The organism is Citrobacter sp. Igbk 16, from assembly GCF_028069755.1.
Classification (GTDB): Bacteria; Pseudomonadota; Gammaproteobacteria; order Enterobacterales; family Enterobacteriaceae; genus Citrobacter.
Map to the genome: position 1 here is coordinate 80034 of NZ_JANEWJ010000010.1, position 12608 is coordinate 92641.

11 protein-coding genes are annotated in these 12608 nt (G+C 53.2%); 7 read left to right on the plus strand and 4 right to left on the minus strand.

Features of this window, described 5'->3' with window-relative positions:
• Positions 1-37 precede the first annotated feature (37 nt).
• The 3 genes from NNO03_RS09140 to agp all read left to right on the plus strand — a co-directional run bounded on the left by NNO03_RS09140 (position 38) and on the right by agp (position 2900).
• Positions 38-793, plus strand: a complete 756-nt coding sequence (locus NNO03_RS09140) for a sulfite exporter TauE/SafE family protein (protein ID WP_271449366.1) — start codon at positions 38-40, stop codon at positions 791-793.
• Positions 794-862: 69 nt separating this feature from the next.
• The gene (locus NNO03_RS09145) at positions 863-1570 is read left to right on the plus strand and encodes a helix-turn-helix transcriptional regulator (RefSeq protein ID WP_271449346.1); all 708 of its coding nucleotides are present in this window, start codon (positions 863-865) and stop codon (positions 1568-1570) included.
• A gap of 88 nt (positions 1571-1658) precedes the next feature.
• Positions 1659-2900 (plus strand): bifunctional glucose-1-phosphatase/inositol phosphatase, encoded by a 1242-nt coding sequence (agp, locus tag NNO03_RS09150; protein ID WP_271449347.1) that lies wholly within the window; start codon positions 1659-1661, stop codon positions 2898-2900.
• 40 nt (positions 2901-2940) lie between these two features.
• Here the strand turns inward: agp and NNO03_RS09155 are convergent, their stop codons facing one another.
• Together NNO03_RS09155 and wrbA are read right to left on the minus strand one after the other, a co-directional pair.
• Positions 2941-3168: a YccJ family protein gene (locus NNO03_RS09155; protein WP_271441331.1), complete on the minus strand. Its 228-nt coding sequence runs from the start codon at positions 3166-3168 to the stop codon at positions 2941-2943.
• Between the two features lie 20 nt (positions 3169-3188).
• The gene (gene wrbA / locus NNO03_RS09160) at positions 3189-3785 is read right to left on the minus strand and encodes an NAD(P)H:quinone oxidoreductase (protein WP_003832057.1); all 597 of its coding nucleotides are present in this window, start codon (positions 3783-3785) and stop codon (positions 3189-3191) included.
• A gap of 385 nt (positions 3786-4170) precedes the next feature.
• Here wrbA and NNO03_RS09165 point away from each other — a divergent pair, with 385 nt between their 5' ends.
• The 3 genes from NNO03_RS09165 (at position 4171) to rutR (ending at position 6118) form a co-directional block, all read left to right on the plus strand.
• Positions 4171-4344, plus strand: coding sequence for a general stress protein (locus NNO03_RS09165; protein WP_003036022.1), 174 nt, complete (start codon positions 4171-4173; stop codon positions 4342-4344).
• 162 nt (positions 4345-4506) lie between these two features.
• A complete protein-coding gene (locus NNO03_RS09170) occupies positions 4507-5421 on the plus strand; it encodes a DMT family transporter (protein WP_271449348.1) in 915 nt (304 codons plus the stop codon).
• Positions 5422-5479: 58 nt separating this feature from the next.
• On the plus strand, positions 5480-6118 hold the full coding sequence (rutR, locus tag NNO03_RS09175) for an HTH-type transcriptional regulator RutR (RefSeq protein ID WP_271441333.1): 639 nt from the start codon (positions 5480-5482) through the stop codon (positions 6116-6118).
• Here the strand turns inward: rutR and NNO03_RS09180 are convergent.
• Positions 6115-6510 (minus strand): lysozyme inhibitor LprI family protein, encoded by a 396-nt coding sequence (locus tag NNO03_RS09180; RefSeq protein ID WP_137382210.1) that lies wholly within the window; start codon positions 6508-6510, stop codon positions 6115-6117. The genes rutR and NNO03_RS09180 overlap by 4 nt on opposite strands.
• A gap of 59 nt (positions 6511-6569) precedes the next feature.
• Complete coding sequence (gene putA, locus NNO03_RS09185) at positions 6570-10532, minus strand: trifunctional transcriptional regulator/proline dehydrogenase/L-glutamate gamma-semialdehyde dehydrogenase (protein ID WP_271449349.1); 3963 nt, start codon at positions 10530-10532, stop codon at positions 6570-6572.
• Between the two features lie 422 nt (positions 10533-10954).
• Here putA and putP point away from each other — a divergent pair, with 422 nt between their 5' ends.
• A complete protein-coding gene (gene putP, locus NNO03_RS09190; RefSeq protein WP_271449350.1) occupies positions 10955-12463 on the plus strand; it encodes a sodium/proline symporter PutP in 1509 nt (502 codons plus the stop codon).
• Positions 12464-12608: the final 145 nt, after the last annotated feature.

Sequence of the window (12608 nt, forward strand, 5' to 3'; positions counted from 1 at the left end):
AGAATAGGTCATCCTCTTTTTTCCTGGAACGTACATGATGGCAACTTCTTTCGCGCTCGACTCCTCCCTGGTGATAATGATTGCCGCAACCTTTGTGCTGGCGGGGATGGTGAAAGGCGTAACGGGCATGGGCTTACCCACGGTGGCGATGGGGATCCTCGGATCGCTTATTTCTCCGGTCGCGGCGGCGGCGATGCTGCTGTTGCCCTCTCTGATTAGCAATCTGTTTCAGTTTGGCGGTGGTGGTAATACCGGCCGATTGCTGCAACGATTGTGGCCTATGCTGCTGGCGGTGGTGATTGCCACTTTGCTTGCCAGTGTCTGGATCACCGGGGGCGACACAACCCGGACCCAGTTTGCGCTTGGCATGGCACTGGTTGCCTATGCCATCTGGACGCTGGCGGGGAAAAAAATTACCGTGGATCCGCAGCGTGAAAAACCCTTTTCCCTTGTCATTGGATTGGTGACCGGTTTATTGACGGGGGGAACGGGGGTATTTGTTATGCCCGCCGTGCCATGGATCCAGTCTTTGGGCTTTGAAAAGGATGAATTGGTGCAGGCGCTTGGCATTTCGTTCACGTTTTCGACGCTGGCGTTAGCGCTTGGCTTGTGGTGGCACAATGCGTTACCTGTTCAGTCCCTGAGTTTATCGGCTTTTGCCATTCTTCCTGCGCTACTGGGACAGTGGATAGGGACTCGTGTGCGGCGAGTGATTTCACCTGTGGTGTTTAAACGCTGTTTTCTGTTCTGCCTGGTGGGGTTGGGCGTAGAGATGATGCTGCGCGCCGCGTAAGTCTCGCTGTGACTTTACGTCCGTTTCATGCCATCGTTAATTCAGAGGGTTAACGCCAAAGGAGGTGCTATGGCATCGGTAATACTGCACGAAGAAGAGGGTGAACTGGAGTCGCAAATGGCGCTCACTGCGGCGGTGATGGCGGATAAATCGCGTTCGCGTATGCTGTGTGCTTTGATGGATGGGCGCGCCTGGACCGCAACCGAACTTAGCGCGGTGGCGGACGTGTCAGCCTCGACGGCCAGCGCACATCTGGCGCGTCTGTGCGAACAACGATTTGTTGTGGCGTTAGCCCAGGGACGACACCGTTATTTTCGCCTGGCAAGTGCGGAGATAGCCGGCCTCCTGGAACGCCTGATGGGTGTGGCATGGTCTGCATCAACGTCGCGAAAAATCACCACCCCAATACACCTGCGGCATGCGCGAACCTGCTATGACCACCTTGCCGGCGAAGTGGCCGTGAGGCTTTTTGATACTCTGGTTGCCCGGCAATGGTTAACAGCGGATGGCGAAACGCTGACCGCTCTGGGGCAGGAAAAACTGGCAGAAATGGGGATTGTCCTTTGTGCCGGTGTGACCCGACGAAAGATAAGCTGCGGCTGTCTGGACTGGAGTGAGCGACGTTATCATCCGGGCGGCGTGCTCGGTGCCACGTTGCTGAGCTGGTTTAGCGAACAGAAGTGGATTAAAACGCAGACAGGTAGCCGGCACGTTACCTTTACCCCACTAGGAGTGCGCAAACTTCAGACGGAGTTTGGCATCCAAACGACACGGTAGATCCCTCATTTTTGCGAAAGCGTTCCCGGAAAAATGTCATATATCTGTCACACTCTGTGGTGATTGATAACAACAAGAGGTCGTAGGGATGAACAAATCGTTAATCGCCACCGCCGTGGCGGGGGCTGTATTGCTGTCAACGGCTGCACAGGCACAGACGGCACCGGAAGGTTATCAGCTTCAGCAAGTATTGATGATGAGCCGGCATAACTTACGTGCACCTTTAGCCAATAATGGCAGCGTTCTCGAGCAGTCTACCCCCAAACAGTGGCCGGAGTGGGATGTCCCAGGCGGACAACTCACCACGAAGGGCGGCGTGCTGGAAATTTATATGGGCCATTACATGCGTGAATGGTTGGCAGAGCAGGGCATGGTGAAATCCGGGGAATGTCCGGCACCGGGCACGGTTTACACCTATGCTAACAGCCTGCAGCGTACGGTCGCGACGGCGCAGTTTTTTGTCACGGGGGCTTTCCCGGGGTGTGACGTTCCGGTCCATCATCAGGAAAAAATGGGTACCATGGACCCCACTTTTAACCCGGTGATCACTGATGATTCTGCAACATTCAGTCAGCAGGCTGTTCAGGCGATGGAGAAAGAGCGCAGCCAGATGCAGCTCGACGAAAGTTACCAACTGCTTGAGCAAATCACAAACTACAAAGACTCGCCGTCCTGCAAAGAAAAACAGCAGTGTTCCCTGACTGATGCGAAAGACACATTCAGTGCGAAGTACCAGCAAGAGCCTGGTGTTTCCGGGCCACTGAAGGTGGGGAATTCGCTGGTTGATGCCTTCACCTTGCAATATTACGAGGGCTTCCCGACGGACAAGGTCGCCTGGGGGGAGATCAAATCTGATCAACAGTGGAAGGTACTGTCGAAGCTGAAAAATGGTTATCAGGACAGCCTGTTCACCTCTGCAGAAGTGGCGCAAAACGTCGCCAAACCGTTGGTCAAATATATCGACAATGCGTTGGTGACTGAACGGGCGAAAGCGCCGAAAATTACGCTGCTGGTGGGACATGACTCGAACATTGCTTCATTGCTTACGGCACTGGATTTTAAACCGTACCAGCTCCATGACCAGAACGAACGCACGCCGATTGGCGGTAAAATTGTCTTCCAGCGCTGGCATGACAGCAACACAAATCGCGATCTGATGAAAATTGAGTATGTGTATCAGAGTGCACAGCAGCTGCGAAATGCGGAGGTTCTGACGCTCAAATCCCCGGCCCAACGTGTGACGCTGGAACTGAAAGGCTGTCCGATTGATGCCAATGGCTTTTGCCCTGTTGATAAATTCGATAGCGTACTGAATGAGGCTGCGAAGTAAGCCAGGAAAACTCCCCCGTGCAAACGGGGGAGTCCGAATGCTAAACGTTTTTGCGTTCGATAGTCTGTTCACCCCAAAAGAGTGAATCTTTGTCAGTTTTCTCAAAGGCTTTGATCAGTACCTCATCGCTACCTTCTTCCCAAATTTTTTCCGCCATTTTCTCGTCATAGTGGGCGACTTCAAAAATGGCTTCGGCTATTTCTGGCGATGTGTTGCGCAGACTTGCCCATTCGCCGACGCGATGGGCTTTCGCTTCTTGAGTTGGCATTCGAATCCTCCTGTTGAAGATTAGCCGTTGAGTTTTACTGCCAGACCTGCGACATATTCACCCTGATAGCGGGCGATAGATAACTCTTCCTGACTTGGCTGTCGGGAGCCGTCACCCCCGGCAATGGTAGTTGCGCCGTACGGAGTACCGCCACGAACTTGTGAGACATCAAACAGTTCTTGCGCCGCATAACCGATGGGAACAATCACCATCCCGTGGTGGGCAAGCGTTGTCCAGGTTGATGTAATGGTTTGTTCCTGACCGCCGCCAGTGCCTGTTGAGCTGAATACGCTGGCGAGTTTGCCGTAAAGGCCGCCAGATGCCCACAGTCCGCCGGTCTGATCCAGGAAGGTACGCATCTGACCCGACATGTTGCCAAAGCGCGTGGGAGTACCAAAAATAATGGCGTCGTAATCAGCCAGTTCCTGCGGGGTTGCGACTGGTGCGTTTTGTGTTTTACCGCCTGCTTTCAGGAAGATTTCAGGCTGCATTGTCTCTGGCACACGCTTAATAATGACTTCCGCGCCATCTACCTTATTTGCGCCTTCTGCGACTGCATGGGCCATGGTTTCAATGTGTCCGTACATGGAATAATAAAGCACCAGAACTTTTGCCATTTTACACTACTCCTCGAGTTAACCGTGTCCGTAGCGATTCGCTACCTCCCTTTAAAGATATGACGTACGGCCAGGAGTGCAAATTTCACAATCACTTCTTTGATTTATAACAATTTTTATAACAACTGCTTTTGTTGCAAAATGATACATTTTTAACCTGACGGAATTTGGTAGCCATAAGAAAGACTTATTGATTTCATTCCGCGATTATTAACATCTTGCGGTCATTCCTGTTGCAGAATATTACAGTTCGCCGGTTATCCGGTTACTCTTCACTATGCTTAATCCCACGCAGTAAAAATCAGGGCACGGCCCATGCGCTGCGTGAGGTATCACTCCTCAGTACCTATGCAATATGATGGCTAATCAATGACGGAGGTCAGTAATGGCAAACCATCGGGGCGGTTCCGGCAACTTTGCGGAAGACCGTGAAAGAGCATCAGAAGCAGGTCGAAAAGGTGGCCAGCACAGCGGGGGCAACTTCAAGAATGACCCGCAACGCGCTTCAGAAGCAGGCAAAAAAGGGGGCAAGAATAGTCACGGCAATAACAAATCGTAATTGTCGGGCTGTCTGTTAGAGATATCGTGACGGCTGAGTGTTCAGAGACAGACGTTACGTCGCCACCGCCGCCGGGTTGTTCCGGCGGTTTTTTTTGTCTGCAAGGTTGAACTGTAACAAAACGCAACGCAGACTAATGACATTCAGCTAATCGGGTGTCTCATGTCATTACTTTCTCGTTATTCCTTCTCTGTTAAACCCCAGGAGGCGATCCTCATTGTGATCACCATGTTCTGGGGCGGAACGTTTTTGGCTGTGCAATATGCTGTCACGCTGAGCGGTCCCTTTTTCTTTGTCGGCGTGCGCTTTGCGACAGCGGCACTGGCGGTGGCGTTGCTGTCATTGCGTACATTGCGTGGGCTGACATGGCTGGAAGTCAAAGCCGGAGTGGCGATTGGCGTAGCAATTGCGCTGGGCTATAGCCTGCAAACCTGGGGATTACAGTCTATTCCCAGCAGCAAGTCGGCATTCATTACTGCGATGTATGTACCACTGGTACCGCTGCTGCAGTGGTTGTGTCTGGGACGAATGCCAGGAGTGATGCCGTGCGTCGGTATTGTGTTGGCCTTTATCGGACTGATCTTTCTTGCCGGGCCGGATGGCAATTTACTGGCGCTTGGTGAAGGGGAGTGGATCACGCTGGTGGGTGCGGTGGCGATAGCGGCAGAAATTATCCTGATCAGCGCATGGGCTGGAAAAGTGGATGTACGTCGGGTCACGGTGGTGCAACTGGCAACCGCTTCGGTGGTGGCGTTTATTGCGATGGGGCCTGCAGGTGAGTCGGTTCCTCCCATGTCGACAGGCTTGCTGGTCGTGGCATTAGGATTGGGTATTTTTAGCGCGATTATCCAGGTTACCATGAACTGGGCGCAGCGCAGCGTGTCGCCGACACGCGCAACGGTAATCTATACCGGTGAGCCTGTATGGGCGGGGATTTTTGGTCGGCTCGCAGGGGAACGCCTGCCGCTGCTTGCTCTGTTGGGGGCGGCATTCATTATCATTGGCGTACTGGTCAGCGAACTGAAGTTCAAAAAGAAGAAAGCCGTCCAGCAGGAGGCTCCCCCCGAGTCGCTTTAATTTAACTTTTCAGTGTGCGATTTGTTATGCTGACGCCCTCAGAACAAGGAGAGGGTGCATGGCTCAAGGCGCAGAGAAAAAAACAGGTAAACGCTCGCAGGCCGTGAGCGCGAAACGCCAGGCTATCTTAACCGCGGCATTAAATATCTTTTCCCAGTATGGGATTCATGGCACGCGTCTGGAGCAGGTTGCGGAACTGGCGGGGGTGTCTAAAACGAATCTGCTTTATTACTACCCTTCTAAAGAGGTGCTCTACATTGCCGTATTACGCCAGATCCTTGATATCTGGCTGGCACCGCTGAAGGCCTTTCGCGAGGACTTTGCACCGCTGGTGGCGATTAAAGAGTACATCCGGCTCAAACTGGAAGTGTCCCGCGATTATCCTCAGGCATCACGACTGTTTTGTATGGAAATGCTGGCAGGCGCACCTTTGTTGATGACGGAATTAACGGGCGATCTCAAAACGTTGATTGACGAGAAATCCGCATTGATTGCCGGATGGGTCAGCAGTGGAAAACTGGCGCCGGTTGACCCGCATCATCTGATTTTTATGATTTGGGCTTCAACGCAACATTACGCTGACTTTGCCCCACAGGTAGAGGCAGTGACGGGCGCAACGCTGCGTGATGAAGCCTTTTTTAACCAAACGGTGGAGAGCGTACAGCGAATGATTATTGAAGGGATCCGTGTGCGCTAATTGGCGGGGGGTAACGGGCAACTTAAGTCGCCCTCTTCACATTGCAAGAGGGAGGCGAGAAATGCTTCACGCTCGTTGGTTTTGTCCGTTAAACACTGGCTGGTGATCATCGACTGTATGCTGCCACCTTCTGTGCCTGAACTGATCAATGCGCAGTCTGCATCGCGCAGGGTAATCCATGCGACCTGTGCTTTTTTCAGTAAATCACGTTGGGTGGGGGCGGCGCGCTTCAGTGCATTCTGATAAGTCTCATTTAGCTTTGTATCAGCTGTCTTATACTGCTCAGCGGCGCAGGTATTCATTTCAATCTGGTTGTTTGCGTTTGCGCAGTCATCCGCCAGTGCGTGACTGCTTAGCAGCAGTGCTGCACAGGTCAGTACAATTCGTTTCATGCTTCCCTCTGGCTTAATAAAAAAAGGCCCCGTAACCGGAGCCTTAATTAACCATAACCTTAGCCGATTGTCATCAGGCTGGCGTTCCCACCTGCCGCGGCGGTATTCACGCTCAACGAACGTTCAATATACAGCCTCTCCAGCAGGATATTGCTCTCGCCGCGGGCAAATCCTTGTACCGAAACAATCGCACCTTCCCGTGCTGCTACCGATTCGCACAGTGCGCGTAGCTGGTCAGAATCGCCGTGGAAGATAACGGCATCGAACGGCTGCGCGGTGAGGGTGTCTGCTTTGGCAAACTGAATGCGCCCACAGAGGGCGGCAGGCAGACGTTTTGCCAGTTCGCGATGGAAAGCATCATCTTGCCACAGGATAAGACTGCCAACCGAGGCCACGGCAGCAACCTGCACCAGCGCATCCTGCTCGTTATCGGCCATACACAGCACGCGTTCACGCGGCAACAGCGCCCAGGTATTGCGCTCGCCGGTTGGCCCTGGCAGCAAACGCTGGGTTCCTGCTTGTGCCAGTTCGGCAAACTGCTGGCAGAGCGCATGCAGCGACGGACGATCGCTTGCCCATGCGGTAAGCGCTTCCAGCGGTTGAATCAGCGCTGATTTAAGCTGTGCATCGACAGGGTAGTCTGCATCCTGGCGGGCCAGCGTGACGGCCAGTGCATTTTCCGGACGGTTTGCCAGCAAGCGGTACAGATACAGTGGGCCACCGGCTTTGGGGCCGGTTCCTGACAATCCTTCGCCACCAAATGGCTGCACGCCTACCACAGCACCGACCATATTACGGTTAACGTACAAGTTACCAACGTGCGCGGACCCGGTGACCTGCGCGATGGTTTCATCAATACGAGTATGTACGCCAAGCGTCAGGCCGTAACCGGACGCATTGATTTGCTCAATCAAATTGCCGAGGTTATTACGGGTGTAACGCACGACGTGCAACACCGGGCCGAACACCTCTTTTTGTAGCTCATCAAAGCTTTCAAGCTCAATCAACGTTGGTGCAATAAAGGTACCGGTGTGCCATTCACGCGCATCATCGCTGTTCTCACGTACGGCCTGGAATACCGGACGTCCTTTGGCACGCATGGCCTGAATATGACGTTCAATATTGGCTTTGGCTTCTTCATCAATAACTGGCCCAATATCGGTGGTCAGACGGCCTGGGTTACCCATACGACATTCTGCCATCGCGCCGCGCAGCATTTTCAGCGTGTGGTCGGCAATATCATCCTGTAGGCACAGGACGCGCAGTGCCGAGCAACGCTGTCCGGCGCTGTCAAACGCAGAGGCCAGCACGTCCACCACAACCTGTTCCGTTAACGCAGATGAGTCGACGATCATGGTGTTCATCCCGCCCGTTTCAGCGATGAGCGGAATTGGACGACCCTGAGCATCCAGACGAGTAGCAATATTTCGCTGCAACAGCGTGGCGACTTCCGTTGAACCGGTGAACATGACTCCGCGTACACGTTCATCGGAGGTGAGTTGCGCCCCGACGGTTTCCCCTTGGCCTGGCAACAGTTGTACCACGCCTGGCGGTACACCGGCTTCCAGCAAAATAGCGATGCCCTGAGCGGCAATCAGTGGGGTTTGCTCTGCAGGTTTTGCCAGCACGCTGTTTCCTGCTGCCAGCGCAGCCGCAATTTGTCCGCTGAAAATGGCCAGTGGGAAGTTCCATGGGCTGATACAGACCACTGGACCGAGCGGGCGATGCGTTTCGTTGTCGAAATCATCACGAACCTGGCCGGCATAGTAGTGCAGGAAGTCAACGGCTTCGCGTACTTCCGCAATGGCATTGCTGAAGGTTTTGCCCGCTTCACGCACCAGAATGCCAATCAGTTGCTGCATCTGGCCCTCCATCAAAATAGCGGCGCGATGCAGAATGGCGGCACGTTCTTGTGGCGGTGTAGCAAACCAGATAGGGGCATTATTGACGGCGTTCTGTAGCGCCTGCTCCACTTCAGCGTGAGTCGCTTCTCGCACGTAGCCCACAATGTCTTTCGGCTCAGCCGGGTTGACGACCGGCGTCATTTCACCGTCTGCAACCGGATGTTCGAGCATCGGTTTGGCGTGCCATTTTTGCAGCGCGCTGTTGAGCAGGGCAGAGGACAGCGAAGCCAGGCGGTGTTCATTTGCTAAATCCAGCCCTGCGGAGTTTTCGCGGCCTTTTCCATATAGGGAACGTGGGAGTGCAATCTTTGGATGCGGCAGCCCAGCCTGACCTTCCTGCTGTGCCAGTTTCTCGACCGCTTCAACTGGATCGGCGACCAGTTCATCCAGCGGCAGGGTGGTATCCGCAATACGGTTGACGAACGAGGTGTTGGCGCCATTTTCCAGCAGACGACGAACCAGGTAAGCCAGCAGCGTTTCATGTGTGCCAACGGGTGCATAAATACGGCATGGGCGGTTGAGTTTACCGTCTGCGACTTTGCCGGTGACCTGTTCGTACAGCGGTTCACCCATGCCGTGCAGGCACTGGAACTCATACTGACCCGGATAGTAGTTTTGGCCTGCTAACTGATAAATTGCCGCCAGCGTATGCGCGTTGTGGGTAGCGAACTGCGGGTAGATCAGGTTTGGTACGGCGAGCAATTTCTTCGCGCAAGCCAGATAGGAAACGTCGGTGTACACCTTACGGGTGTAAACCGGATAGCCTTCCAGACCGTCCATCTGGGCACGTTTGATTTCGCTATCCCAGTACGCACCTTTAACCAGACGGATCATCAGGCGACGGCGGCTACGGGTTGCCAGGTCGATCAGGTAGTCGATGACGTAAGGGCAGCGCTTCTGGTAGGCCTGAATAACAAAACCGATCCCGTTCCAGCCTGCCAGTTCGGGCTCAAAGCACAGTTTTTCCAGCAGATCGAGGGAGATCTCCAGTCGGTCGGCTTCTTCGGCATCAATATTAATGCCGATGTCATATTGACGTGCCAGCAGGGTCAGCGACTTCAGGCGTGGATAAAGCTCATCCATCACGCGGTCATACTGCGCACGGCTGTAACGTGGGTGCAGTGCAGACAGTTTGATGGAGATCCCCGGGCCTTCATAAATACCGCGTCCATTCGACGCTTTACCAATGGCATGGATCGCCTGCTGGTAGGAGACCATATAGGCCTGGGCATCGGCGGCGGTCAGCGCAGCTTCACCCAGCATGTCATAGGAGTAACGGAAGCCTTTCTCTTCCAGTTTACGTGCATTAGCCAGTGCTTCTGCAATGGTTTCTCCGGTGACGAATTGCTCACCCATCAAGCGCATCGCCATGTCGACGCCTTTACGCACCAGCGGTTCACCGCTCTTACCGATGATGCGGTTCAGCGAGCGTGAGAGGCTGGCTTCGTTATGGGTGGAGACCAGACGACCGGTAAACAACAATCCCCACGTTGCAGCGTTAACGAACAGAGACGGGCTGCGTCCGATGTGTGATTGCCAGTTACCGTTGCTGATTTTGTCGCGGATCAGCGCATCGCGGGTGGCTTTGTCGGGAATACGCAGCAGTGCTTCAGCCAGACACATCAGCGCGACGCCTTCCTGTGAGGAAAGGGAGAATTCCTGCAACAGTCCCTGGACCATGCCGGCACGCCCGCTGGCCGTCTTTTGGTTGCGCAGTTTATCTGCCAACTGATAGGCCAGTTTATGGGCCTGCTCTGCGATAGGTTGCGGCAGACGAGCCTGCTCCATCAACATGGGTACCGCATCGGTTTCAGCACGGCGATATGCCGCGGTAATGGCCGCACGGGAAACAGACTGCGGCAGGATCTGCTCTGCAAATTCAAGGAAAGGCTGGTGCGCTTCATTTTGTTGCGCAGTGGATTCCTCGCTCTCATTTGCTGCACCCGCCAGCAGGGCAGGCAGCTCCGGAAGCGCATCGTCATTTTCCAGTCTTTCGAGATAATTAAAGATGGCCTGCTTGATAAGCCAGTGCGGTGTGCGATCGATTCGTGATGCTGCTGTTTTAATCCGCTCGCGCGTGGCGTCGTCCAGTTTAACCCCCATCGTGGTGGTTCCCATGCCATTTACTCCTGTTGTACTGAAATACGGGGCTGATAGTTACCAAGAAATATCCACTATGTTGCAACTTTGTGCAACCGTGTTAAATGTGACTTGGTTTGCAAGCTTGAAAATGAATGAAATGTTAATAAAGATGATGTTTATAACAAGGGGTGTAAAAAACGCAGAATCTTTTTCTCTGCGGTAGTTAACACTTTTTAAAGGTGCAACCAGAAAAAATGTGAGAGAGTGCAACCTACAGAAAAATGCTATCTACTCTGGATCAAAATTGATGTAAATGGTGTGTTAAATCGATTGTGAATGGCTATGGCTTCCGGCAGGATACGGTCGCCCTGGTCAATATAGATATCTTTGCCACGTTCCGGCAGGGTAATAAAACGGCAAGCCACGGCATTGCCGATACATAATTTTGGAGAGTTTTGATGGCTATTAGCACACCGATGTTAGTCACATTCTGTGTCTATATTTTTGGCATGATATTGATAGGGTTTATTGCATGGCGTTCGACCAAAAACTTTGATGATTATATTCTGGGTGGACGCAGTCTGGGTCCGTTCGTAACGGCGTTATCCGCAGGGGCATCCGACATGAGCGGCTGGCTGCTGATGGGGCTGCCAGGTGCGATTTTCCTGTCGGGGATTTCAGAAAGTTGGATCGCTATCGGTCTGGTATTAGGGGCGTGGGTCAACTGGAAACTGGTGGCCGGGCGTTTACGTGTACACACCGAATATAATAACAACGCGCTGACGTTGCCGGATTACTTTACCGGCCGTTTTGAAGATAAAAGTCGTATCCTGCGAATTATCTCTGCACTGGTTATTCTGCTGTTTTTCACCATCTATTGTGCTTCAGGTATTGTGGCAGGGGCGCGTTTATTCGAAAGCACCTTTGGTATGAGCTACGAAACCGCGCTATGGGCGGGAGCGGCCGCGACGATTCTTTATACCTTTATTGGTGGCTTCCTTGCGGTGAGTTGGACCGATACCGTGCAGGCCAGCCTGATGATCTTCGCACTGATCCTGACACCGGTGATGGTGATTATTGGTGTCGGCGGATTTGAAGACTCGCTGGAAGTGATTAAGCAAAAGAGCATTGAAAACGTCGATATGTTCAAAGGGCTTAACTTTGTTGCCATCATTTCCCTGATGGGATGGGGGCTGGGTTATTTCGGTCAACCGCATATCCTGGCGCGCTTTATGGCTGCCGATTCCCACCATAGTATTGTCCATGCACGTCGCATCAGTATGACCTGGATGATTCTGTGTCTGGCTGGCGCTGTTGCCGTTGGTTTCTTCGGTATTGCTTACTTCAATAACAACCCGTCGGTAGCGGGTGCCGTGAACCAGAACGCCGAGCGCGTGTTTATTGAACTGGCGCAAATCCTGTTCAACCCGTGGATTGCCGGTATTCTGTTATCTGCGATCCTCGCAGCGGTGATGTCGACGCTGAGTTGCCAACTGCTGGTATGCTCCAGTGCAATTACCGAAGATTTGTACAAAGCGTTCCTGCGTAAAAATGCCAGCCAGAAAGAGCTGGTATGGATTGGGCGTATCATGGTGCTGGTCGTGGCGCTGGTGTCCATCGCGCTGGCGGCAAACCCAGAGAACCGCGTGCTCGGCCTGGTGAGCTACGCCTGGGCTGGCTTTGGTGCTGCCTTTGGTCCGGTTGTTCTGTTCTCCGTAATGTGGTCGCGTATGACCCGTAACGGCGCGCTGGCTGGGATGGTCATTGGTGCTGTGACGGTTATCGTCTGGAAGCAGTTTGCCTGGTTGGGTCTGTATGAAATCATCCCGGGCTTCGTGTTTGGCAGCATCGGGATTGTAGTCTTCAGTCTGTGGGGTAAAGCGCCATCAGCAGCAATGCAGAAACGTTTTGCCGAGGCTGATGCTCATTATCATTCAGCACCGCCGTCGCGTTTGCAGGAAGAATAATCGCTGTATTGTTTTTAAAGCCCGCCGCGAGCGGGCTTTTTTATGTCTCCCTCACTTCGATCCAGCGTGCAATAACTGTTACCCACCTAACTGTTTACATTAAGTCATCATTCTCAAAACATTCTGCTTGAGTTTTTCTTTGCTG